This is a genomic window from Psychrobacter sp. van23A, from assembly GCF_030845275.1.
Lineage (GTDB): Bacteria > Pseudomonadota > Gammaproteobacteria > Pseudomonadales > Moraxellaceae > Psychrobacter > Psychrobacter faecalis.
Map to the genome: position 1 here is coordinate 2,720,065 of NZ_CP132595.1, position 23,774 is coordinate 2,743,838.

Consider the following 23,774-nt stretch of genomic DNA (forward strand, 5'->3'; position numbering starts at 1 on the left):
TAATAAAGAATAGGATGCGTACGAAATGAACGCAATAGCACAAACCATGAATAATTACTTCCCGCATAACCGTCATGCGATGGGACTTATCGTCGTGCTGATTGGGAGCTTGTTTTGTTTGTGGTTAAATATCAGCCTAGACACATGGTCAAATGGACACATTGTTGGTCTGTCATCGTTGACGCTAGCAATTTTACTTGGCATGGTACTTGGCAATACAGTTTATCCAAATTTTTCTGATCAATTAAGCGCGGGTGTTAGTTTTGCTAAAGGTCAAATTTTACGCCTTGCCATTATATTTTATGGTTTTAAACTGACTTTAACCCAAGTCGCAAGCGTTGGTATGCCAGCCGTAATGACGGATGCACTGATACTGACCTCGACATTTTTAATCACTTATTGGCTCGGTACAAAGTGGCTTAAAGTCGATAAGCAAACGACGCTATTGATCGGCTCAGGGGCCAGTATTTGTGGCGCTGCAGCGGTAATTGCCGCAGAACCTGTGGTCAAAGCCGAAGCGCATAAAGTCACCATTGCCGTTGCCACCGTGGTGGTCTTTGGCACGATTGCTATGCTGCTCTATCCATTTTTATATCAACTTGGCTGGTTACAACCTTGGCTAAACGCTCAGCAATACGGCATTTATACTGGTTCAACCATTCATGAAGTGGCGCAAGTGGTGGTCGCAGGTAACGCCGTTAGCACCGAGGTTGGCAATACAGCGGTCGTGACCAAGATGATTCGCGTTATGATGCTCGCCCCTTTCTTATTAATATTGTCTTTTGCCTTAACCAAAACCAGTAGCGATAATGGCGAAAAACCATCATTTATCAATCGCGTGCAACAAGTGAAAGTTCCTTGGTTTGCCTTTATCTTTATTTTGGTGGTGGTATTGCATACGTGGATACCGATGACGGCAAGCTTTGAACACAGTATGGTCATGCTTGATGATGTGTTATTGACGATGGCAATGTTTGCCCTTGGTTTGACCACGCATATGAGTGCCATTAAACAAGCTGGCGTCAAACCATTGATACTCGGTGCCATTATGTTTACTTGGTTAATTATCGGTGGCGGCTTGATCAATATTGGCATCGCTTCACTATAAAAAAGCTATTAACGCACCAATAAAACTAACAATGCCGACGATTATTCCTATAATCGTCGGCATTGTTGTCCTAAGACTTTATTCAACACTTTACTATTTATTTATCAAAAGCAATAAACATAAATAATAGGCGAAAAAAAACGAACCCTAAGGCTCGTTTTTTTATTCATCTTGCTCTAGTTGTCTATAAAGACGAATTAGATAGCAACGATGTTATGTGCTTGTGGGCCTTTTTGGCCTTGAGTTACAGTGAACTCAACTTCTTGGCCTTCAGCCAAAGTTTTAAAACCTGAACCAGTGATTTCGCTGTAATGAGCAAAAACGTCTGCGCCATTTTCTGGAGCGATGAAACCAAAGCCTTTAGCTTCGTTGAACCACTTAACTGTACCTTTTTGAACGTCTGACATAGTCATAACCCTGATATTTAATTTATTTTTGGCCTAATTGGCCGATAACGCTTGCAAATAGCTACTGAACGATAAATATTAAAACGAAGGATTATAACTAATACTACGAGGTAATGATTTGGTGCAGAACTGCTCTTAAGCTTGGAAGTATTATAGGTGGCCTAGCGCAGTATCGCAAGCCTTATCTTATCTTTAGTGTAACAAAGCGCAATTATTGGCTATTTTTTGCACTTATTTGCTTTATTTTTAGATACTTAACAAAAATTTTAAGCATTTAACCGCTAAGTATAGGCATTTGGCAAACGAAATAAATATATAGCGACGCTACTACATACCGCTGCAACTAGCCACGCTACCCATAGCGTATCGGCTGGCAAGCGATAAAATAACATCGCCGTCGATATAGACATCATAATCGTGGCTAACCACTTGGCATATAGCGGAACAGCGCGGCGCTCTTCCCAATCGCGAACAAACTTACCAAAATACTTGTGATTAATCAGCCAAAAATGAAAGCGTCGTGAGCTTCGTGCCCAGCAACCTGCTGCTAATAAGATAAAAGGCGCGGTCGGCATCACGGGTAATAATGCGCCAATAATTCCCAAGACAAAAAATATCCAACCAAATATCAAAAATGCCCAACGCACCGCTGGGCTATTGTGTTGATTGGTCTTTGGGCGGTAGTAGAAGTGCTTTTTTTGGCTCATAAAGGATGTCGTTGGATAGTGGATATCGTTGGATAGTGTCAGATAATCAGGTTTTGGCCGGCAAATTTATGACAAAGACGGCGGCTTATAGAACTCACTAAGGATGCCGTATGAGGAGATATGCTACAAGACTATTTTTATGAGGGTTTTGCTATCAATCGGTATGTTTGGTTAGTGATTGGGTAAGTACCAATTACAGATAGTGCGCTCTTCTATTAACACGTCGATTGAAAGCGCCTATAAGATTGAAAGCGCTTATAAAAAGCCGTCACAAATGAGAACTGTTATAAAGGACGGTTAACGAGCGTCAGTCATCACCTTTCATTGTCATTCCTGATACGCTTGCATCACCGCTTACAAGTCGTCTATGATAATGCAGTAGCTATCGATAATAGTCATTAGCAGTACGGATTCATGAGCAGTACTGATCAAAAATAATGCAGCACCACTCAATCTTGTCGGGGTGCTTTGCTTTTAACCTTGTAACGATTGTTAAAACCATCGCTGAGAGACACCCGTGAACCTGAAGCAGTTAGCACTGACGTAGGAAACAAGCATGACAGACCCTAAGCAGTCTATGAATAAGAGAAACCTCTACCTGACGCGCTGATCTGATAGCGCCTTACATGTTGAGATTTTGCCTTTCTTGTTTTACCTTTTTTGTTTTATTTAAACAGCATCAGTCTGATTGTTTTCTATCATTAAAAAGGAAACAACCATGCAGTCAACCACCAAACTGACCCTCACCCTCGAATGGTTTTTGAACCCTGATCACCTGCCCTTTATCGCGGGTGTGACCACAGGCGCGTATGAGCAAGCAGGGCTAGATATCACCATCATTGAGCCTGATGACCACTATGATGGCTTTGCTGAATTGCAAAATCAAAGCATCGATCTGCATGTGAATGAGCCAATTCATCTGTTTGAGCATTACGCGCCTAATCTGCGTGCGCTTGGCTGTTTTTTTGAGACCGATGGCGGCATATTGATGCAGCAATCCAGCATGGATAAGCTCAAGAACAATCAACCGATTCGCGTTTGTACCCCAGCGGCTGAAGAAAAAACCAATCGCATTGGCTTTGAGATATTAGCCCGCTATGCCAAGAAAAACGGCTTTAGTATCAGCCGTGATAATGTGACCTTTGTACAAAAAGACTTCTACCATATAAAAAACCTGCAAGAAGACCTAAGTCTCGATGGTGCATGGCTGTGCTTTTATAACTTTGAAGGGGTTGAGGCGACTCATGAAGGTTTAGACTTTACGTTTATCGATCAGCATCTGTCCCCTTATCCGAATTTTTCGGCGTTAGAAATCCTCACGACTGATGAGACTTATAGCGCGAAAAAAGACGCGATAGATACCTTTATCCAAGTGACCAATCAAATGACAGAACACTGTAAAAGTGAGCCTAAGTCTGCGCGCCGCATGTATTATGACTATAGTCAAACCGACGCAGATGCCTTGATGGATGCGATTATCGATAATACGCTAGGTAGATTGATCACGCCTATCAAGCCTGATGCGAGTAAGTGGCAAGAGCTGCGCGAGATGCTGGCCGAGATCGATATTGTGACGTTGACTGATGAGCAATATCAATCGCTGTGGGCGCTGTAGGCGTTAAAATAGTTTGAGTAATAAAAAACCGCCATCGTGGTTGCTGTGGCGGTTTTTTTGAGTGAAGCTGAGTTAGTGCAAAACAGCTGATATCGGGCTTTGACGGGTGAACTTAAGCGTTATTGGTACGGTATCGTCAATAGCAAGATTGCTTAAAGGCGCGCGTTGTCCAACGGTGAGATGGTTCATGGTGTTCCTTAACGTTGAGTATGTCGTTTAACTGCTACGATTATCTGCCAAGTTAATATAGCGAATAATACATAAAAAATTAAACTAATAAATTCAAACCCCCTTCTTTCTTGTATAAACCTAGAAAAAGGTAAAAAACTTTTAGCACCATCATTTAGATACTTGGCTATAGTGTGAATAGGTTCAGGAAGAATATATATATTACTCTGGTACCATGCTACATAGAATTCATAAGAACCTACGTAAAAGCATAAAGATAATACTAATAATAAAAATGGCCTTATATAGCTTCTTCCAAAGCTAGAGGTTATATAATTAGTAAAAAAAACTATTTTTTCTGAATAATTACCATCTGAAGCTATTAGTTCCTTGCTGTATGCGTTCATTTCTTCAACAAAAAATCTATTCGCTTCCAGTTGGTTGCCAACATCGTCGAAAGACTTTTTAATAATTCTAAATGTTTCTCGATTAGTATTTTTTGGGCTGATTATAGTTTTTAAAAAATTGGGCTGTTCTTTTAAATTAGAATTTTCAAAATCCAGACCTGATAGGAACTTAGTGTTTCTAAAGTTAGAGAAACTCATAAAAGTGGTATATATAAATTTAGCCTGATATTCTTCTGTGTTTTTATCAACTGCTCCAAACTTGACTCCTTCAAATCCAGCAAAGCCATTAAAAATACTTTTATAGAAATAAGACTTCTCAAACTCACTTTCAAATGAGTCAAATACTTTTTCTACATTAGAGTTTCTAAACTCCAAAATATTAATTACACTATTTTTTATTTCAAATTTAGATTCAAATTCAGTATCTTCGATACAAAGCTTATTTATTTTCATTAAATTTAACTTCAAACTAGACTTAAAAACACTTGATAAAATTGTCAAGTTCGAAATTCTACTTTTTGCATCTTCTTCACAATCGAATATATCTGCACTAATACTCATGTCGCAGATAGTTAAATTACTATTAAATACACAGCCTGAAAATAAAGTATTTTCGACAGAGTCATTATCATCAGTTGGGATGACTCGTGTCCACCCATCAAAAGTGCATTCAGAGAATAATGAGTCAATATCATTATCTAACAGTGTTATTGGATGGATTGTAAAGTTGCTATTGAAGTAACAGTTTTGAAAGAAAAAACTTATATTTTTTATATATAAATTATCTAGGTAAAATTCACAATTAACAAAGTGTATTCCTTTGAACATTCTTAATGTCTTAAAATAATCAAAACTATCTTTGCTATCTCTAGTTGGAAACCTTATACCTGAAAACACTATATCAATTTCACAAAAAAACCTTTCTATTACAGTCGATAAATAAAGATCTCTACTAGTATTAAGATATGCTTTTAATTCATAAATTAACTGATTAGCATGATGGTTTAGACCTTTGTAACTATAATAGTCATCTTTAAAGTACCTCAATATATAACTATTTAATAAGTTGGTAAATTCTGATAGTAAACCATTATACCAATCTGTGCGATAATCACCCTTTTCACAATGTAAGGCACACTTATCCAATGTGCCGAACGTAAGATTTAAGCAATCATCTATTTTACATTTTACTTTTGTAGTGAATATATTTGAATGAACAGAACTCTTGGTCTTGGATGGATTCACTAATGTGTATTTCATTACAACGCCTTTGACTCTTTCATCGCGGTCAACTGCCCCTCTAACTTAGCCAGTTTAATCTTTTCAGCCTCAACCGCTTCTGCAGATGCTTTACTTTATATAAATATATTCGAGTTCATATTAATAAACCATAGATAAAAGCATACAAATATTCAGTTATTTATCAGAACCAAGATTTACTTATAGAACCTACCAGTAGACAATAAAAAACGCCATCACAATCGTGACGGCGTTTTCTACTTATATAGATATTTACGCTTTATTTACAACGCTTTAAGCTCCTCCATCTGCCCCGCCATAGTCTTAATCTGACCTTCTAACTCAGCCAGTTTCGCCTTCTCAGCATCGACTACTTCGGCTGGCGCTTTACTGACAAAGCCTTCATTAGAGAGCTTGCGCGAGATACCTTCGGCTTGCTTTTGTAGCTTATCAAAAGATTTACCCAGACGTTTTAGCTCAGCGGTCGGGTCAATCAGTCCTTTCATGGGTACAAGGACGCGTAGCTGGCCAACCATGCTCGATGACGATAGTGGCACCTCATCACCGTCTTTTAGAAGGGTTAAGCTCTCCACTTTCGCTAATGCCTTAAATTGATTGGCAATGCGCGATAGGCGCTGCTCTTCCTCATTAGAGATATTTTGTAGTAGCACAGGCAAGCGCACCGCGTTACCGAGTTTCATCTCGCCTCTGATATTACGGACGCTAGCGATCAGCTCTTGTAACCAGTCCATATCAGACTCGGTTTGCTCGCTAATCAGCGTGCTATCGGTTTGCGGGTAGTCAGCGATGACGATGCTGTCGGTGTTTTTGCGATCTAGCAGCGGCGCGATGGTTTGCCAAATCTCTTCGGTCAGATACGGCATAATCGGATGGGTGAAGCGCATGGAGCTCTCAAGCACATGCAGCAGTACGTAGCGGATTTGCGCTTTACGCTCGTCTGTCACTGAGTCATCATTGAGACTGGCTTTGGCAAGCTCAACGTACCAATCGCAGTACTCGTTCCAAATAAACTCATAGATATCATGGCTGACCATGTCAAGGCGATACTGGTTAAAGTGCTGATGGATATTTTGGACACTAGAATTTAGACGACTCATAATCCATTTTTCGGGTAGCTCCCACACCTCAGGCTTCGCGCTTTGGTCAATAGGCAGTGCGCTCCCCTCTTTATCGACACAGTTCATCAGTACAAAACGGCTGGCGTTCCAGATTTTATTACAGAAGTTACGATAGCCCTCAACGCGTTTCAGATCGAAGTTAATATCGCGGCCCGTGCTCGCCAAGGAGGTAAAGGTGAATCTCAATGCATCCGTACCGTAAGCCGCGATGCCTTCAGGGAACTCTTTACGCGTTTGCTTCTCAATTTTCGCCGCGTCTTTTGGGTTCATCATATTGCTGGTACGTTTTTCTACTAGCGTCTCCAAATCGATACCATCGATGATATCGATTGGGTCGAGAACGTTGCCTTTTGATTTGGACATTTTTTGTCCTTGGCCATCACGGACGAGACCATGGACATAAACGGTCTTAAACGGTACTTGCGGGCTGCCATCGTCGTTTTTGACAAAATGCATGGTCAGCATAATCATGCGCGCGACCCAAAAGAAAATAATGTCAAAGCCCGTGACCAAGACGCTGGTCGGGTGAAAGGTTTTAAGTACGCGCGGATCAGCGTTCGGGTCTGCCCAGTCAAGCGTACTAAACGTCCAAAGTCCCGAGCTAAACCAGGTATCGAGCACATCATCGTCTTGGCGCAATTTAACATCGTCGCTTAGATTGTATTTAGTACGCACTTCCGCTTCATCACGGGCAACATAAATCTCACCAGTCGCATCGTCGTACCATGCAGGGATACGATGTCCCCACCATAGCTGACGGCTGATACACCAGTCTTGCAAGTCCGTCATCCACGCCATATACATATTTTTATATTGCGCAGGAACGAACTCAATTCGGCCATCTTCTACGGCATCAATCGCAGGTTTGGCAAGCTTACTGACGGCCACGTACCATTGATCGGTCAACCACGGCTCAACGATCGTACCACCACGCTCAGCACGTGGGGCTTTGAGTGCGTAGTCTTCGATATCCTCTAGCCAACCTTGCTCGCCCGCTTGCTCAACCAAGAATTTACGCGCCGCAAAACGCTCAAGTCCTGCATATTCACTTGGCGTGGTTTCTAATGTCGGCTCACGTGTTTGTAGGTCAGGATAAACTTCCATCGCAGGTAAGATATTGGCGCGTTCATCAAGGATATTAATCAATGGCAAGTTATGACGACGACCAAGCTCATAGTCATTAAAATCATGGGCTGGGGTGATTTTTACGCAGCCAGTACCAAATTCGATATCAACATAATCATCGGCAACGATAGGAACAATGCGACCAGTAATCGGCAAGGTAATGGTTTTGCCAATCAAGTGCGCGTAACGCTCGTCCTTTGGATTGACGGCAACGGCGGTATCGCCAAGCAAGGTTTCAGGGCGCGTGGTGGCAACGACCAGATAGTTTTTACCCTCTTGGGTCGTTAAGTCTTTATCGGTGAAATGATAGCGGAAATGCCATAAGCTACCCTTTTCATCGACGTTTTCTACTTCTAAATCCGATAGCGCCGTTTGGAACTTAGGATCCCAGTTGACCAGACGCTTACCACGATAAATCAAGCCATCATCGAATAGGCGTACAAATACTTCTTTTACCGCATTCGACAAACCATCGTCCATGGTAAAGCGCTCACGTGACCAGTCGACTGAGCTGCCCAAACGACGAATTTGACGGGTGATATTGTCGCCCGACTCTTCTTTCCATTCCCAGACTTTATCGATGAAATCTTCGCGCGTCATATCACGGCGCTTCAAACCTTGCGCCTCCAAACGACGCTCAACGACCATTTGGGTGGCAATACCCGCATGGTCGGTGCCCGGTTGCCAAAGCGTGTTGTCACCATCCATACGGTGATAACGGGTTAGTGCGTCCATGATGGCATTGTTAAAGCCATGACCCATATGCAGTGAACCGGTGACGTTTGGTGGCGGCAAGGCGATAGAGAACGACTCGTCTTTATCAAAGCTTGGCTTAAAATAACCGTTTTCTTCCCAACCTTGATACATGCCTGCTTCGACATCGCTTGGATTATAGGCGTTCTCTAATTGACTTAAGGCGGCCTGAATCGATTGTGTCAGGTTGCTCTTGGTGTTGCTCTTGGTATTATCAGGGGTATTAGAAGTACTCATAATAGAATGGTCTTTTATTAAAAATGAAGGTGGTCAAACAAAGTTATCGAAAAATAGGGAAAATAATTAATAGAGTGATTTTAACGCAGATGGGCAGATTTTGTTAGATGCTAAGGACATTTATCAGTCTTCAATAGCGGCAGGGGCCAATTTACAACAGTAATCGGCTGAACACTCAACATAATAAACGCTGCGCATACGCTAGAATAAAGAGAAACCTAAATTATTATCAGATAAACAGCGAGCCGACCGTGTCTAAAGATAGCGAGCACAACGATAACAATAATAGTAGCAATAGCAGCCACTCTAAAGCTGAAAAAAGAGAGGATGTACGCTCTATAGCTGCTGAAGAAAATAGTACTGAAGACAAAGTAGAAGGCGATACTGAGGCGCAGAGCGACTCCGATACCACAGAAAACTTAGAGGACGAAGATTTCTCTGAGGATATTAGCGAAGAAGACAAAGAGACCATCAAAAAAGTCGCCAATGATGACAATTTCAGCCAAGCAAAAAGCTATGCCAGTATCTTGGTTGAGCAGGTGATGGATGCCAGAGAAACCTTTGAGCGCTCGCTTGGCTCGTTATTTACCAGTGCTTTTACTGCTGGGCTTGAGATTGGCATCAGCTTCTTTATGATTTTATCGGCTTTTGCGCTTTTGAGTGGCGTGCTCCCGAGCCATTACGCGATCGTCCTCGCTTCCCTACTTTATCCGATTGGCTTTATTATTGTCGTCATCGGTCAATCGCTTTTATTTACCGAACAAACCTCTCTTTTAAGCCTTCCTGTACTCAATAAAATCGAACCCTTACATAAATTGCTACGCCTTTGGGGCATTGTCATCGCCGGTAACGTCGTTGGTGGCTGTTTATTTGCCGCTTTGATGATCGGACTAGGTTTAAATATGCAGCTGTTTAGCGTCAGTGACATCGATGCCTATGCCGAGCATATCTTAGGGTTTAGATGGTGGGTGATATTTGGTAGCGCCATCTTGGCAGGCTGGATGATGGGTATCACCGCCTGGCTTGTGACCTCGGCGCGCGATACCCTAAGTCGCATTGTTTTAGTGACCTTGATTACTGGCAGTATTGGCTTTTTAGGTTTGCATCATAGTATCGTCGGTAATATCGAGATATTTTCTGCTTTGCTTTATGGCAATACCGTCAGCTTAGCGCGCTATTTGCTATTTTTGGCGGTGATATTGGTTGGCAACACCGTTGGCGGGGTGGTGTTTGTCGCGGTACTAAAAAACCGTACCTTCTTGTTTGATATTGCTAAGGTCAAAGAAGAAACTGCCAAAGACAAACCAAACGAAGTCAACAATATAAACAGCCGTATAAATACCCGACGACCTTATTAACAATAATTAGCAGTAAAATCCTTAAGCTAATTTCCCATAACAGATTTTAAGCATTTAAACCTGTTATGGGATTTTATGAACGAGTGATATATAGTAAATTCCATTTAGAAATGTTATAGGACTGCTGGAATAAATTTTTCGAAGCCTCTGGAGTGCGAAGCACACAGCAAGCGAGGAAGATTTATTCCAGCAGAGCGCTATTTTAAATGAACCACTTTTATATTGAATTGGCTATAGATGCTTAACGTCTGTCTAAATCATTAGCGTTAAAGCATGCGCGCGGCTAATACACTGCTTTCTATTTCAGACTTTCTCAGTTTATTGTGTCGCGCGCTAAATATGCGTACCAAAATCCCTGCCGTCAAGAACATCACCAAGGTATAGATGGCTGGCATCATCGACATATCGTAGTTCGATAATAACGTCAACGCCATAAATATCGATAAGGTACTGTTTTGGAGCCCGACTTCTAACGTGACCGACGTTCTTTGCGCCAAGTTTAGACCAAACCATTTACTACTATAATAACCAAGCGCCATGGTTGAAAGGTTCAATATTATCGACACAGGGCCGGTAGCGATAAAGGCATCGACGATGATATCGCGTTGCACATAGCCCAAAAACAGCACTAAAAACGTTAAAAAAAGCACGCCAAAGCGCGACACATAGATTTGTGAGCGATCGGCGACTGCTGGCGCGTAACGCTTAATCAGCATGCCGATACTAATAGGCACAATCGTTAGCAGCACCAAAGTAAGCACCGTTTTTAATACGGGCAATTCAAACGCGCTACCGCTGCCCATAAAATAAATCAACGAAAAGCTCAGTACAATTGGAATGGTAAATACCGTGATAACGCTGGCAATCGCGGTCATCGTCACCGACAGCGCCACATCGCCTTTGGCCAAATAAGTAAATAAGTTTGAGGTAGTGCCGCCTGGGCATAGCACGAGCAGCATAACGCCAACGGCATACTCTGGGCGTAATGGCATGATATTGGCTAAGGTAAAGCCGATGATTGGCAGTAGTATCAGCTGATTGGTCAAGCCTATACCGACAGCTTTGGGATACTTTAACACCCGTTTAAAATCGTTGGTGACGAGGGTCAAGCCCATGCCCATCATGATTAAAAACAAGCAAATAGGAATAATAACTGAGTTTACTAAAGTGACTAGCGCCAAACTTTCCATACTAACATCCCTGTAAATGTGACCTATTCCTAGATCAACTGCTAATGATTAAGTGATACCTGCTTAGCATTCCTTGCTAAGGCTGGTTAATAGCGGCTAACGCTTAACATCAACAGCCATCACTCATTGTTATACTGAATTGCTGATGTATCGATATTACTTTTCACTCACTATAGCTTTTATGAGAGTGCTTATAGCATAAAAGTCAGCAAAACATATAGCGAGTATATAGCGCAAATGTCATATACATTTGCTTTATTCAACGACTCATCAGTCAAGTGTAAAATGTGGGAATAGAGTAGAAATAGAAAGGGTTTGCCAGAAGATTCTAAGGAGTTACGGTTAAATGATATCTAATACATAGAGGCTTTATTAGAATTTTCACAACTATGGACGGCGGTACCATAGGCAATGGCTTCGACCATGCTGCCCAACTGATTGACATTACTGACTTCAAAACGCAGGCCATAAATATGACTATAGCCTTTCGCCTGCGCTTGGCTACGCATACGTACGGCAGCTTCACGGCGCGCGCGATCAAGTAAGGTCTCATAAGTGGTAAGATTTTTACCAAAGATACTTAAAACGCGAGCAATGACCATTTTAAAATAATCTTGCGCAATCACCACGCTGCCAAGTACCAATTCACCCTCAGTATGAGCATCCAATTTGGGGACATAAAAGCGCTCGGTCGAGACGACAATATGGCTAAGCTCTTTTTCAGCGATTTTTAATTGTGCCAAGTGCTGACGCTCATGCCGTGAGCCAAAAAACCAGCCGACCACAAACAACACCAGAAGCGGCGCGTAGTTGATGAGCATTTGGGTGAGAGAATTATTCATGGACCGTCTCGAGCGTCAAAAAGCGTTGCTGCTTTTTTTGCTGGTTAATTAACCAAAAGGATTGAAACGTGGCAAATCATCAGCGGCGACGTTGGGGTTTTGCGGCGCTGCTTGGTCGTGATTTTGCAAACCTGTAGGACAAGAAGGATTGCTTGGCGGTTGATGAGATGACGGCGAAGAGACGGACTGCTGCGGCATGGGTACGGCTTTAACCGCGGTGCCATAGACAAACAGCTCAGAAGCGCCTTGGGCAATGCTCGAAGTCGAAAACCGCAGACCTACCACGGCATCGGCACCTAAGGCTTCTGCTTTGATGACCATACGATCGATGGCTTCTTGGCGTGACTCTTCTAATAGCTCGGTATAAGCCGTCAGCTCACCACCAACGATATTTTTTAGCCCAGCGAACAAGTCTTTGCCCATGTGCTTTGAGCGCACAGTACTACCGTAAACAACGTCCAAGCGCTCGGTAATCTGGTAGTTGGGTAAGTGCTCAAGGTTGGAAAGTTGCACAGTCATGCTACAGCCTTATTGGTGACTTATATGAATTTAATGAAGATTGATGGTGTCAGTGCATAATAAACAATCAATATTGTTGAAACAAACCCTGCTAGTCATTGGTATGAAACAATAAAAACAGCTCGGTCAAATTGCCTTCGATGCTATTGGCCATTTGCGCCATTTTATCTTCATCAGCGCGCATTTCGGCAAGCTCAGGATCCTCATCATCGATACCGCTTAGCACAATCATAGGCAAGGTTAAGACCGCCACATCTTCTGCCGTTTCTTCATCTTCAAACCAATCACTGGCTTCATCGCCATACATCGCATCGACAAAACCGATCGACCAAGCAACGATGTCAGACTCCTCTGAAAAATCGACCGCCACTTCCTCATTACCCGCATCTTCACCAAAGGGTAGCTCGATCGGCGTTTCGTTTTTTAGCTCAGCCATAATCGAGTCGCGCCAGCGCTGAATACCGTCAATCACATTTGCAGGAATGTCACTGACGTGACCTTCAAATAGCGCATCTAGCCAATTTGGCAATGGACGTCCGATAATAGTGGCGGTCAAAAAACCGTGGGTGGCAACACTATCCAGCACGAACTGGCTCTCATCATTGTCCAAATAGTCTAATAATTCATCGAAACTGAGTGGGTTATTCATAGCAGGGAGTCCTTGGCGGCTAGATTACGGCGTACGCCATACATGAGTATGGCAACATAAAAAGAGCTGATTGCAGCATCATTTTTAACAATTTAATATTATTAAAAATATCTGACAATCAGCTTAGCACAATATACTTAACATGATGATTGCTTATCTGTGTAACCAGTTAACAACTTTCGGCTAACACAAGCCATTATCTTTACTTTTCCTGATTATCAGGCGGCAAACTTAAAACAGAAATAACGGGTTAAATATCGTCATCATCCCAGTCATCGCCATCTTCATCAAAATTATCGATGTCATCAAGATCGTCTTTGAGCTCTTTTTCTAGACGTTTTTCTTCTAGTAGGTTATCAATCAAACGGCGTTTTTCAAGGCTGCTTAAGCGCGTACGCACACTGGTTTCGGCCTCTTCCACCATCTTGGCGTCGTCATCATCGACAAAATCGTCATCAAAATCGTCATCAATATCAGCGTCACTCATGACAAGCTCCTATCGTTTTTCGGCAAAGGTATTAAAAATACATAAATATATATATGCCTTATAAAGTCTCTCCCAAGCGTTGTCAATCCTTTTTATCACTATGACAACGTTATGCTCAAAGATAATAAGCGCATAGGCATTTATCTTACAGGCAATTGTAGAGATTCACTGACGTCTAAAGTGACAAATTTACCCTTGCTCTTCTGTCTCTTCAATCATCAATACCGCATTACGTACATCAGCCAGCCGCTGAATCATGGCATCATTACCGCCATCGAATATCGCACATTCGCGCTCATAAACGGTCGTTGGGCGCATGACGCTTTGGAGCTGAACATGATGATTGATTTGTTTAATACCCGCATTTGGTAGCAAAATAAGCATCTGCTCTTTTTTACCGACGCTCTCTAATAAATGGCTCATCGCTTCAACTTGCGCATTGTCACTGACACCCGCTTTCGCTGGTAAGGCAAATCTTGACAGCTCGATATGCTTATCGTGGATAATTTTATTGAGCATGAGATACAGCTTAGCGAGCATCACCCCTGCCAATGCTACTTTGGCATGGCTATTATCTGCCTTTAGCATCACATAAGCGCCGCTTTCATCAAAGTGTGGCTCATTAATTGCGCTGACCCCAAGCAATAATGGCTGCTTCAGTAATTCGGTCACCGCTTGATTTAATAACTGCGTACATAATGCCAAATAAGGCAGGCGCTGCGACGGCGCTAAGCGCTCGAGCATATTGAACTCATCATGAAAGACTATCTGGACGCTGACACTATCAAATGGACGGTTGGCAGACAGCCGAGCCATACCATTAGAGCCATTAGACTTATGGCTGTCATGATTGTTAGCATTGCCAGCAGTCAGTTGGTCCTGTAGATTGTCCGCGCCATCGTTATTCATAGCATGTGAAGTGGTGTCATGAGTCGCATCAAGCTCAGGATTTTGACCTTGCTGCCCTCTAACGTATTGATTGACCGCACTATGAATATCTAGTTTACGCGGTAGGTCTGATTTATCAGCATTTGGATTGCGGCTGGTAGCCGCGGCATTGGCTGCACTAGCGGATTCTGTTGACACATCTTCTGTTTCATCGCCACGCTCAAGGTTGCGCTCATAACCTCGCGCAAATTCGCGCTGATCAATCTGTCTGTACTGCTCGCGATGCAAATCTTGAATATCGCGGCTTAGCGCATTGATTTGCTCTTTGGTTGGGCGCGCAATATAACCATAAATCAGCCATAGCAACAAATGCAGCAGCATCGAGCCAATCACAAACGGCCACTGCATGGCGATAATCTCACCCTTGCTAATGTCTTTAAGCGTCAAGGCCACGCTACCGATGACTGCATCGCCTTTGGTGGCGATTTGGCTAATGGTATCGCCTTGCTGCATCGGTGCATTACCGACTGGTACCAAGACATCACCATTATTGTCTTTAATCAAAATGCGCGTGACGTCCTGCTCGCTGGTATAACGATTGGCTATGACGCTAAGGCTGACGCGGTCTTTATTTTCTAAAGATAAGCGCGCTTCATCAATGAGCTGAGCGACCATTTGCTCGCCCTTTTGGGCACGGCTATTGCTCAGCTGCTGATCGGTACTGATGACCAATAATAGGGTCTGCAAACAAAAACTAACCAGAAGAATAATGGCAAACAACCCTTGCCGCGGCGCTAAATACGTCATGATATGGTAAACTTTTTTGGATAAATGGAAGTAAAAAAACGAGGCTAAGGCTCATTTTCTAGAAGTGTATGCAGCTCTTAATTTGTCTATTTATTTTTTGCTTAATTTACTAGCGCTGCCACTCAATCAATAGTATTGCAGTATTTAAACGCATAGCACTTAAACAAATAGCACTTAAACAAATAGCACCTAAACAGATGACAATGAAACCAATGCTATTGATAAGACCTTGCCATCGTACAGCAGTTTTGTTGTGCAATTATGTTTGGTTCATACCTTTACCGACAAATCGAGCGCTTATTTTCTCTACTATATCATCATAGTAAGGGTTATGGCGTTAGCGAATCGCATAAATTTATTGTAAGAATTTTCTTCTATGCGGCGGCGCTTTTTAGGCCTGTTAATTGGGTATGCTAAGCGTTTTTATCAGACTGTGAGACTTTGTACCTCATCTATAGGCGCTGCCCAGTAAAGCTGCTATTATTCCCAATCTTATATCAGCATACAAGGGACAATTGAGCGATGCAAAAAAATACATCTTACTCGTTACCAAAAGACAGCAAAGCTTGGCAACAAGCGGTCGATTCTGTAGCCTCATTATTGCCTGAAGGCACAAATCTACATGATTTTGATGCGCTACAATCCTTGCCTGTGTTTGCCTTAATTGTGGTATTGCCGACGCATGTATCTTCGCTCGATATTCATCAATATGTGCAGTCTTGGGTCGATGAGCAGCCAAACTGGCACTTGGTCACTGTCGCAGAAGACGCCGACGCCAATTTTGTCGATATTGAGATTGCTGATATAGATACCACGCAGCCATTTGCCAAGCGCTCGTTTATTGATGTGCAAGTGTTCCGCTATCTGCTGGTGCCCGTCACCGATACTCTCATGCACCCTGCTAAAAAGACAGCAGCGGCGCACATTATCGATGACCAATTGACCACCCGTCTGCGTCAAGAATTAATGGAAGACTATAAAAACTCGCAAACTGCCATAGGTAGCGAGCATTTAGATGTGGTCGACTGTCATATCTTGTCGGTCGGTCATATGCTACGTACCCATAAGCTGGCCTGTTTTGATATGGATTCGACGTTGATTGAACAAGAAGTCATCGTTGAGCTGGCAAAAACTGCGGGTATCGGCGAGAAAGTTGCAGCCATTACCGAAGCGGCGATGCGCGGTGAGATGGATTTTGATGAATCCTTTGCACAGCGCGTGGCGTTACTAAAAGGCATATCGACCGATGTGCTTGATGATATTTGTAGCCGTTTAACCTTATCAACAGGCGCGCTGACCACTATCAGCGCCCTTAAAGCTCTGGGTTATCATACAGTCTTGGTTTCAGGCGGCTTTACCTATTTTGCCCGTTATATCGCTGAGCAACTAGGCATCGATGAAGTCCACGCCAATGCGCTAGATATCGAAGACGGCGAAGTGACCGGTCATGTGCAACTGCCGATTATTAATGGCGCCAAAAAAGCGGCGATTGCTGAACATACTGCTGAGCGCTTGGGTATTGATATGTCACAAGTGGTTTGCGTCGGCGATGGCGCCAATGACTTACCGATGATGGCGCTAGCGGATTTGGGCGTGGCGTTTAATGCCAAACCTATCGTTCAAGCGCGTGCGGACGCTGCGGTCAATGTTACAGGGCTTGAAGGCGTGCTTTATGCGCTTGGCTATCCAGCCTTTGCCCGCACTAAATAACGCTTAACCATTCTAAAAAATTAGCTAGGTTAAGGATTTGTCTTTAGCCTAGCTTTTATGGTTGAAGCTTTTTTATATCTACATCTCTTTTACCCTATTCATCTTACTTTTATCTTATTAAATAAAAAAGGACTGTCCATGACGGCATCACAATCACCGCGGCCAGATGCGCCGTCATCTTCCACTCCTATAGATAATGCGTCTTTATCCCAAGAAAGCACCCCTATTTATAATGACAGTCCAAAGCAGCTATTTGGCGTCTATGCCAAAGGCATTGCGATGGGTGCAGCAGACATTGTACCCGGTGTTTCTGGCGGCACGATTGCCCTAATTGCAGGGATTTACGAGCGCTTGATTAATGCTTTGAGTAGCGTCGGCCCTCATCTTTGGCAAATCTTTCGCCAACAAGGCGGGCTTAAAGGCTTGGTCGCCGTATGGAAGCAAGTCGATGCCACTTTTTTGGTGTGCTTGCTACTTGGTATCGCCACCAGTTTTGCTACGTTAGCTGGATTTATTAAGCATTTACTCGACCATCAGCCTTTACTGATTTGGTCGTTCTTTTTTGGTTTGGTGGTGGCAACAGTCTTTATCTTATTGACTGAGATTACACGCTGGAATATAGGACGGGTGGTATTGTTTTTGCTAGGGGCTGGTAGCGCGGTTGTCATCAGTAGCTTACCGTTATTGACCACCGCGCCGAGTTTGCCGTATTTGTTTCTTGCAGGTGCGATTGCCATTTGTGCGATGATATTACCCGGTATCTCAGGCTCATTTATTCTATTATTAATGGGCGCTTATGACACCGTACTCGAAGCGGTGCATACGCTAAACTTTAGTATTATTTTTACTGTCATAGCTGGCATGGCAACGGGGTTATTATTATTTACCCGTATGCTCAAATGGTTGCTATCACGCTATTATCAAGCAACCCTTGCCTTGTTGACAGGTTTTATTGCAGGCTCGCTGGTGAAAGTTTGGCCATGGAAAACCGATGCGCTCGGTACATTAAATAGCGCTGCTATCAGTAACGTCATGCCATGGCAATACCCTACGGGCGCGCATTGGCTGACGACTTTGGGCTTGATGCTGTTAGGCGCTGTTTTGGTCACTGCCTTATCGTGGTGGGGGCGCCGCGGCGTTCGCCCTTAAAGCCAAATCTACGTTAAAGAGTATGTTAAGTCCAAAAAAGCGCCCACGATTGAGGCGCTTTTTTGTTGCTATTAACGGCGATATTTGCGAGCAATTTCCTTAAAACTGTTTAAAAAAATCAAACGTCAGCTGTTGTCGCAAAGTCGTCGCTAGCCTCTTTAGCTTTAGCTCGCAAACTTCCATAATGACCCTGTTGGAATTCACCTGATAAAGAGCGAGATGAACAATGTTATTAACCATATTTTCTACTTTTGCCAGTGAGACATGGGGCGTAGGTGCCATATTGGGTACTGGACTGCTAATGGGTTTGGTGCTTGCGCTGGCTTTATCGTCGCAGCGTTGGTTACTGTGGTATCTGTTTGGCGGCATGGCGTATTGGTTGGCGGTTGAAGCCATTCATAGCTTGTTAAGTTATTGGTCGGTACTATCAGAATGGCACAATTATGTGATCGCGATGGGTATTAGCTGGTTGCCTTTGATAGGTTGGGTACTCTATAGAGCATTGCGTTACGAAGACGTCAGCCGCACTGTACATCAGCAGCGCGAGCGACAAGCCGCCCGCTATATTGAACACACGCCCGTTTATGATGATGACTATCAACCGCGCTTTCAGTAATTCAGTCATTCGGTCATTTACTAAGCTTGTTCCAATCATACCGCTGTCATCGAATGTTACAAGATACTTAAGGCACTCTACGTAAATCCTAAAGAATGGAAACTTATCATCTATTCAATCGTTTATAATCTAATTATATATTTGTCATAAAAATTGTTATAAAGTACGCATTATTTTGCGTTTCATTTTTCATTCTTTAGGTTGTTTAGGAGTTCGATTATGTTTACTGTTCCTGTATTAGATATTAAGTCTGACCCATTAGATGTGTTATTGGCGGTGATTGGTTATCGTTTATCGATGCTCGCTGATAGCGAAGATGAAGACGTCAAAGCGCTGTTTGCTGATCGTAAAGTCACTATCGAGCTTGCCAGCACTGACGCTGATATCGCGCGTTACTATAGCTTTGATAATGGTCAATTTAGTCAACATAGCGGTCACGCCAAAGACGCTGATTTGACGATTAATTTTAAAGATTCGATGACGGGCGTTAAGCTATTGACCAAAGGCAGCCTGCCTGCTTTTATGACTGCCGTGCAAGAAGGCAATTTGAGCATCGAGGGCGACTATAGCCTCATGATGTGGTTCAATAAGCTTGCCAAACATATTGTGCCAGCGGTGCCAGAACAGTACAAACCTTATATTCAACAAGCCAAGCCTTATGCCTATAAAGCGCAGCAATTTGCCAATCATTGGATCGGTGTTGCTAAGCATAAATTGGGTAAGTAATAACTCAATCGAATAAATAATGTCACGAGTGAAAATAAGCAGAGAGTAGCTGGCTAACGTCCATATAATCTAGCGTAAAAACAATTTAGCGTAAAAACAGTCTAGTGTAAAAATAACCTAGATACGTTTCACTACTTAGCACTATTCTGATTTTCTAAAAAGGTTGCGGTATACTATACGGCAACCTTTTTTTATTGCCTAAATTATTTTGTCTACACTTTAACAAAGGCATAAACCCAAGGTTACTCAATTTTTCTTAATTTAACTAATCGCTATTAATTTATCTAATACCTCTTAATATCGTTATAAAAGGATTTATCTCATGGCAGGATTGCTTAATATCTCAGAACCAAATGCCAATAACCATAGTCATAATAATACTGTTTCAATACTTAATAATAACAATGCGTCCCATGATTTTTTAGCAAGCTTAGCGACAGACGCGACTAAAAACCGCGAGAAAAAATACAGCCGTGAACAAATCGCTCAGTTGTTTGACTTGCCGTTGATGGATTTATTACTGCAAGCACAGACGATACACCGCCAACACTTTAGCGCTAATGAAGTACAAATCAGCACCTTACTGTCTATCAAGACCGGTAACTGTCCTGAAGATTGCGGTTACTGCTCGCAGTCCGGTCACCACCGCGATACCACTAAGCTACAAGCAGAAAAGCGTATAGAAGTCGATAAAGTCATTGCCGCCGCCAAACGCGCCAAAGCCACAGGTTCATCGCGCTTTTGTATGGGTGCAGCGTGGAAGCATCCAAGCGCCAAAGACATGCCTTATGTGGTCGAACTGGTCAAAGAAGTCAAAGCATTGGGACTTGAAACCTGTATGACTCTTGGTATGCTAGATACAGACCAAGCAGCACAGTTGGCGGATGCAGGTTTAGATTATTACAATCATAATCTCGATACCTCGAGAAGTTACTACGAGCAAGTGGTCAGTACGCGCAGCTATGATGAGCGCTTAGATACCATTGCGAATGTACGCAATTCAGGTATTAACGTTTGTAGCGGCAACATCGTTGGCATGGGTGAAAGCCGTAATGATCGCATCGCTTGGGTCCATGAGTTACTAAAAATGCCCAAAGCGCCTGAATCTATTCCAGTCAATTTACTGGTGCCTATTCAAGGGACGCCGATTGGCGATAAAGTATTAGCACAAGGTCAGCTATCCGTTCTTGAATGGATACGGACGATTGCCGTAACGCGTATCTGCTGTCCAACCAGCTACGTACGCTTATCTGCTGGACGCGAAAGCTTGTCTGACGCTGAACAAGCATTGGCATTCATGGCAGGGGCAAATTCATTCTTTTATGGTGATAAGCTTTTGACCACTGGCAATGCCAGCCAGTCAGGTGATGATAGACTGATGCGCGAGCTTGGTTTGACTAAGCAATTTGCCGCGCCACGAGCGCCAAAGCAAGTAGCGGTGCTTGACGCCATGAGTGGTCATCAGTCGCAAGTTGTCTTAGCAGAGTAAATGCCATACGTGCCGCTACCATTATCGCGTCATCTACGCTAAGCTTGCCAACATTATTAATTAAGAAATTGCGCACAAAATACTAAAACGTAAAATACTAAAACGTAAGAGAGAAAATGATGGCAGACTATTTTAATTGGATTAAAGCGGCTCACATTATCTCTATGGTGTGCTGGTTTGCGGCGATATTTTATCTGCCACGCCTATTCGTGTATCATGCGATGAGTGACGATAGCATCAGCTACGAGCGCTTTGCCATTATGGAGCGAAAGCTCTATCGCGGTATCATGACGCCATCGATGATAGCCACTTGGTTGTTTGGTTTATGGATGTTGGGAATGGGCTGGGATGTGTATAAAACTCAGGGCTGGCTACACGTAAAACTACTATTGGTGGTACTGCTATCAGGTTATCATGGCGCTTGCGGATTTTATCGCAAAAAGCTGATTGATAATCCGCATTATAAAACACATAAATTTTGGCGCTGGTTTAATGAAATCCCCGTATTTGCGTTAATTTTCATTGTCATTTTAGTGGTGGTAAAACCTTTTTAAAATAATGGAAAGTAAAGCTGACTTACCTTAAAAGTATTTTTATCTTGAGTCTGAAACTCAAAAAAAAGCGTCCGTTATGAACTGACCCCCAAATGTTGGACGGTTTATTACTTTAATAAGTAACGGACGCTTTTTTTAAGTCTTGTTATCTCAAATTAACGCTATTAAACATTTGGCCGCATGATTTGATAGACATTGCTTAAATCATAAACACGGTAGCGCGCAGGCTCACGGCGATTTTCACCAGCATAGCTAAGTATCAATGCTTGCTTGGCACGCTCATCGACCCAGCCAACAAATAGCCCGCTGTGCTCGACGCCATTGTAGCCGTGATTGATATAGTAGAGCCAATCACCGACTTCTATCTCACTGCTATTGGCATAAGGGCCTTGTCCGTAGGTGCCTTTATGGATGGTATTACGGCTCACCCCTGCTCGATTAAATACCGCATTGAGATAATCCCAGCAGCCACCTTTAATAATCGTCCGCTCATTGAGCGCCATCTTGCGCGCGGTGCTGATGACTTCCCGCGCCGCCCGACTACTTTGGGTTTCAGCATTACTGAGTAGCGGCAAATATTCGCTATCGACATTGTCATAACTGCCCGATAGAAATGCCGGCAGAACGGTTGGCGCTTGGCGTTGGACTGCCGGATAGCGGTAATTGCTTTGGGCGTTACCGATATAAGCATTTTGGTTAGCATACGAGGTATTAGACGCGCTATTAGTCGTATAACTTGGTTGCGCGCTGCTCGCATTCGCGCGATAGCTAGCAGCATTGCTAGCGCGTTGAATGGTAGATCGCGTCGTGATTTTGGCAGGAGGAACCGCTGAGTACGTTGGGGTATATCGGGCGCTATAATTAGGTTGAGCTGATTTTTGTGCAATCAGGGCGCTCATGCTATCGGCATTTGCTTGGTTGACCGGAAAAACTGTAACAAAGGTAAATAATAATGCACTGCTCGACGTTGTGATTGACCAAAAGGACAAACGCGACATGACCAACTCCTTGGCGACATATTATTGATGACTTAGCTTGAGCTTTGACCATTCACAAAGTTTGGTCTTTATAAGCTGGTATCAATAAGCATATTAACGATAAATAAGATAAATTTTTCAACCCTACTTATAAACCATTTGTACAGGAATCTGCAAGTACTATTGCTTTTAGATAAGCGATAAAAGGTATGAAATTGAGGATAAGTGGTAAAACGAGGCTTGGTTTTTATAAAAATATGGTTTTTAGAAAGACATCGGCTTTAGAAATATGAACGGAGATTCAGAAAGAATACTTAGCTATTATCAGATTGTAGACTATTTATAGAAAAACAGACCAAAGGATAAAAGCTAATCAATAATTTACTCATCGCTCATTTTTATATTGGCATGGCGTTTGCTCAAAGCCTGACCTTGTAAGATGGCTTTGGTCGCGGTTGCTTCTTGGATATTATCAAAGCCACTGATTAGATATTTACGAATGTCATCACAGTCGACAATTTGTAGCTGCTCGCCAATTAAGTTAATTTTGTCGCCATCGGTCAGATGGATATGCGCGCGTTTACCTTGATGGTCATGTACCAACTCGCCATCGCGCACCCACAAGACGCCGCTACTAATAACACCGCTCATGGTTTTTTTACGCTGCTGGCGCTGCCGATTAAAAATAAAACTACCAATAATCAATAGTGCCAAAGCACCAATTGCTAAGCGCTCAGATAGCAAGCTCATTGCCAAAGCGACCGCCACCGCTCCAACCAACAATGCAGTGCCAAACCAAAACAGCCCATTATCGGCTGCGGGCGACTGACCTTGCAAGGTGATTTTGGCGCCGTCATCGGTCAGCTTTAGCATGCATGAATACCTGTTTAAGAGCAGTGGATAGTTAA

At 43.0% G+C, this 23,774-nt stretch carries 21 protein-coding genes and 1 riboswitch; of the genes, 9 read left to right on the top strand and 12 right to left on the bottom strand.

Translation table 11 applies throughout. From position 1 onward, the window contains the following. Positions 1 to 25 precede the first annotated feature (25 nt). The gene (locus RAH45_RS11595; RefSeq protein WP_198329130.1) at positions 26 to 1,108 is read left to right on the top strand and encodes a YeiH family protein; all 1,083 of its coding nucleotides are present in this window, start codon (positions 26 to 28) and stop codon (positions 1,106 to 1,108) included. Between the two features lie 197 nt (positions 1,109 to 1,305). Here RAH45_RS11595 and RAH45_RS11600 read toward each other — a convergent pair whose 3' ends face one another. Then, positions 1,306 to 1,515: a transcription antiterminator/RNA stability regulator CspE gene (locus RAH45_RS11600; protein ID WP_068403593.1), complete on the bottom strand. Its 210-nt coding sequence runs from the start codon at positions 1,513 to 1,515 to the stop codon at positions 1,306 to 1,308. 281 nt (positions 1,516 to 1,796) lie between these two features. Further along, positions 1,797 to 2,222: a YbaN family protein gene (locus RAH45_RS11605; protein ID WP_191690282.1), complete on the bottom strand. Its 426-nt coding sequence runs from the start codon at positions 2,220 to 2,222 to the stop codon at positions 1,797 to 1,799. 449 nt (positions 2,223 to 2,671) lie between these two features. Next, a riboswitch (TPP riboswitch) is annotated at positions 2,672 to 2,789 on the top strand. Positions 2,790 to 2,940: 151 nt separating this feature from the next. Between RAH45_RS11605 and RAH45_RS11610 the strand changes: the two genes are divergently transcribed. Next, positions 2,941 to 3,837 (top strand): ABC transporter substrate-binding protein, encoded by an 897-nt coding sequence (locus RAH45_RS11610; protein ID WP_198329131.1) that lies wholly within the window; start codon positions 2,941 to 2,943, stop codon positions 3,835 to 3,837. A 197-nt stretch (positions 3,838 to 4,034) separates the two neighbouring features. Here RAH45_RS11610 and RAH45_RS11615 read toward each other — a convergent pair whose 3' ends face one another. Beyond that, positions 4,035 to 5,672 (bottom strand): hypothetical protein, encoded by a 1,638-nt coding sequence (locus RAH45_RS11615; protein WP_306495287.1) that lies wholly within the window; start codon positions 5,670 to 5,672, stop codon positions 4,035 to 4,037. 263 nt (positions 5,673 to 5,935) lie between these two features. After that, positions 5,936 to 8,905 (bottom strand): valine--tRNA ligase, encoded by a 2,970-nt coding sequence (locus RAH45_RS11620; RefSeq protein ID WP_198328707.1) that lies wholly within the window; start codon positions 8,903 to 8,905, stop codon positions 5,936 to 5,938. 251 nt (positions 8,906 to 9,156) lie between these two features. Between RAH45_RS11620 and RAH45_RS11625 the strand changes: the two genes are divergently transcribed. Next, positions 9,157 to 10,263 (top strand): formate/nitrite transporter family protein, encoded by a 1,107-nt coding sequence (locus RAH45_RS11625; protein ID WP_198328708.1) that lies wholly within the window; start codon positions 9,157 to 9,159, stop codon positions 10,261 to 10,263. Between the two features lie 266 nt (positions 10,264 to 10,529). Here RAH45_RS11625 and RAH45_RS11630 read toward each other — a convergent pair whose 3' ends face one another. From RAH45_RS11630 to RAH45_RS11655, 6 genes are all read right to left on the bottom strand, one after another. Further along, complete coding sequence (locus tag RAH45_RS11630; protein WP_198328709.1) at positions 10,530 to 11,453, bottom strand: bile acid:sodium symporter family protein; 924 nt, start codon at positions 11,451 to 11,453, stop codon at positions 10,530 to 10,532. 353 nt (positions 11,454 to 11,806) lie between these two features. Then, the gene (locus tag RAH45_RS11635; protein WP_198328710.1) at positions 11,807 to 12,295 is read right to left on the bottom strand and encodes a YbjQ family protein; all 489 of its coding nucleotides are present in this window, start codon (positions 12,293 to 12,295) and stop codon (positions 11,807 to 11,809) included. Between the two features lie 48 nt (positions 12,296 to 12,343). After that, positions 12,344 to 12,814 (bottom strand): YbjQ family protein, encoded by a 471-nt coding sequence (locus RAH45_RS11640; protein ID WP_198328711.1) that lies wholly within the window; start codon positions 12,812 to 12,814, stop codon positions 12,344 to 12,346. A gap of 91 nt (positions 12,815 to 12,905) precedes the next feature. Beyond that, the gene (locus RAH45_RS11645; RefSeq protein ID WP_198328712.1) at positions 12,906 to 13,463 is read right to left on the bottom strand and encodes a UPF0149 family protein; all 558 of its coding nucleotides are present in this window, start codon (positions 13,461 to 13,463) and stop codon (positions 12,906 to 12,908) included. 250 nt (positions 13,464 to 13,713) lie between these two features. Next, positions 13,714 to 13,950, bottom strand: a complete 237-nt coding sequence (locus tag RAH45_RS11650; RefSeq protein ID WP_068403618.1) for a PA3496 family putative envelope integrity protein — start codon at positions 13,948 to 13,950, stop codon at positions 13,714 to 13,716. Between the two features lie 189 nt (positions 13,951 to 14,139). After that, the gene (locus tag RAH45_RS11655; RefSeq protein ID WP_102077717.1) at positions 14,140 to 15,645 is read right to left on the bottom strand and encodes a hypothetical protein; all 1,506 of its coding nucleotides are present in this window, start codon (positions 15,643 to 15,645) and stop codon (positions 14,140 to 14,142) included. 522 nt (positions 15,646 to 16,167) lie between these two features. Between RAH45_RS11655 and serB the strand changes: the two genes are divergently transcribed. From serB to hemJ, 6 genes are all read left to right on the top strand, one after another. Then, positions 16,168 to 17,355 (top strand): phosphoserine phosphatase SerB, encoded by a 1,188-nt coding sequence (serB, locus tag RAH45_RS11660; RefSeq protein ID WP_193032091.1) that lies wholly within the window; start codon positions 16,168 to 16,170, stop codon positions 17,353 to 17,355. A 138-nt stretch (positions 17,356 to 17,493) separates the two neighbouring features. Then, positions 17,494 to 18,504: a DUF368 domain-containing protein gene (locus RAH45_RS11665; protein ID WP_198328713.1), complete on the top strand. Its 1,011-nt coding sequence runs from the start codon at positions 17,494 to 17,496 to the stop codon at positions 18,502 to 18,504. A 226-nt stretch (positions 18,505 to 18,730) separates the two neighbouring features. Continuing rightward, positions 18,731 to 19,120, top strand: a complete 390-nt coding sequence (gene aciT / locus RAH45_RS11670; protein ID WP_198328714.1) for an AciT family ciprofloxacin tolerance protein — start codon at positions 18,731 to 18,733, stop codon at positions 19,118 to 19,120. 219 nt (positions 19,121 to 19,339) lie between these two features. Then, the gene (locus RAH45_RS11675; RefSeq protein ID WP_068403625.1) at positions 19,340 to 19,846 is read left to right on the top strand and encodes an SCP2 sterol-binding domain-containing protein; all 507 of its coding nucleotides are present in this window, start codon (positions 19,340 to 19,342) and stop codon (positions 19,844 to 19,846) included. 322 nt (positions 19,847 to 20,168) lie between these two features. Next, positions 20,169 to 21,335, top strand: a complete 1,167-nt coding sequence (gene bioB, locus RAH45_RS11680) for a biotin synthase BioB (RefSeq protein ID WP_306495288.1) — start codon at positions 20,169 to 20,171, stop codon at positions 21,333 to 21,335. Positions 21,336 to 21,454: 119 nt separating this feature from the next. After that, a complete protein-coding gene (gene hemJ / locus RAH45_RS11685) occupies positions 21,455 to 21,889 on the top strand; it encodes a protoporphyrinogen oxidase HemJ (protein WP_198328727.1) in 435 nt (144 codons plus the stop codon). A 164-nt stretch (positions 21,890 to 22,053) separates the two neighbouring features. Here hemJ and RAH45_RS11690 read toward each other — a convergent pair whose 3' ends face one another. After that, positions 22,054 to 22,887 carry a hypothetical protein gene (locus RAH45_RS11690; RefSeq protein WP_198328716.1) on the bottom strand — a complete coding sequence of 278 codons (834 nt, stop codon included), beginning with the start codon at positions 22,885 to 22,887 and terminating at the stop codon, positions 22,054 to 22,056. A gap of 360 nt (positions 22,888 to 23,247) precedes the next feature. Beyond that, positions 23,248 to 23,739, bottom strand: coding sequence for a hypothetical protein (locus RAH45_RS11695; protein ID WP_198328717.1), 492 nt, complete (start codon positions 23,737 to 23,739; stop codon positions 23,248 to 23,250). Positions 23,740 to 23,774 lie beyond the last annotated feature (35 nt).

What these genes read in the sequence shown, in the direction of transcription:
- RAH45_RS11595 (WP_198329130.1), top strand. Translation starts at nt 26, where the DNA reads ATGAACGCAATAGCACAAACCATGAATAATTACTTCCCGCATAACCGT.
- RAH45_RS11600 (WP_068403593.1), bottom strand. Translation starts at nt 1,515, where the DNA reads ATGTCAGACGTTCAAAAAGGTACAGTTAAGTGGTTCAACGAAGCTAAA.
- RAH45_RS11605 (WP_191690282.1), bottom strand. Translation starts at nt 2,222, where the DNA reads ATGAGCCAAAAAAAGCACTTCTACTACCGCCCAAAGACCAATCAACAC.
- RAH45_RS11610 (WP_198329131.1), top strand. Translation starts at nt 2,941, where the DNA reads ATGCAGTCAACCACCAAACTGACCCTCACCCTCGAATGGTTTTTGAAC.
- RAH45_RS11615 (WP_306495287.1), bottom strand. Translation starts at nt 5,672, where the DNA reads ATGAAATACACATTAGTGAATCCATCCAAGACCAAGAGTTCTGTTCAT.
- RAH45_RS11620 (WP_198328707.1), bottom strand. Translation starts at nt 8,905, where the DNA reads ATGAGTACTTCTAATACCCCTGATAATACCAAGAGCAACACCAAGAGC.
- RAH45_RS11630 (WP_198328709.1), bottom strand. Translation starts at nt 11,453, where the DNA reads ATGGAAAGTTTGGCGCTAGTCACTTTAGTAAACTCAGTTATTATTCCT.
- RAH45_RS11635 (WP_198328710.1), bottom strand. Translation starts at nt 12,295, where the DNA reads ATGAATAATTCTCTCACCCAAATGCTCATCAACTACGCGCCGCTTCTG.
- RAH45_RS11640 (WP_198328711.1), bottom strand. Translation starts at nt 12,814, where the DNA reads ATGACTGTGCAACTTTCCAACCTTGAGCACTTACCCAACTACCAGATT.
- RAH45_RS11645 (WP_198328712.1), bottom strand. Translation starts at nt 13,463, where the DNA reads ATGAATAACCCACTCAGTTTCGATGAATTATTAGACTATTTGGACAAT.
- RAH45_RS11650 (WP_068403618.1), bottom strand. Translation starts at nt 13,950, where the DNA reads ATGAGTGACGCTGATATTGATGACGATTTTGATGACGATTTTGTCGAT.
- RAH45_RS11655 (WP_102077717.1), bottom strand. Translation starts at nt 15,645, where the DNA reads ATGACGTATTTAGCGCCGCGGCAAGGGTTGTTTGCCATTATTCTTCTG.
- serB (WP_193032091.1), top strand. Translation starts at nt 16,168, where the DNA reads ATGCAAAAAAATACATCTTACTCGTTACCAAAAGACAGCAAAGCTTGG.
- RAH45_RS11665 (WP_198328713.1), top strand. Translation starts at nt 17,494, where the DNA reads ATGACGGCATCACAATCACCGCGGCCAGATGCGCCGTCATCTTCCACT.
- aciT (WP_198328714.1), top strand. Translation starts at nt 18,731, where the DNA reads ATGTTATTAACCATATTTTCTACTTTTGCCAGTGAGACATGGGGCGTA.
- RAH45_RS11675 (WP_068403625.1), top strand. Translation starts at nt 19,340, where the DNA reads ATGTTTACTGTTCCTGTATTAGATATTAAGTCTGACCCATTAGATGTG.
- bioB (WP_306495288.1), top strand. Translation starts at nt 20,169, where the DNA reads ATGGCAGGATTGCTTAATATCTCAGAACCAAATGCCAATAACCATAGT.
- hemJ (WP_198328727.1), top strand. Translation starts at nt 21,455, where the DNA reads ATGGCAGACTATTTTAATTGGATTAAAGCGGCTCACATTATCTCTATG.
- RAH45_RS11690 (WP_198328716.1), bottom strand. Translation starts at nt 22,887, where the DNA reads ATGTCGCGTTTGTCCTTTTGGTCAATCACAACGTCGAGCAGTGCATTA.
- RAH45_RS11695 (WP_198328717.1), bottom strand. Translation starts at nt 23,739, where the DNA reads ATGCTAAAGCTGACCGATGACGGCGCCAAAATCACCTTGCAAGGTCAG.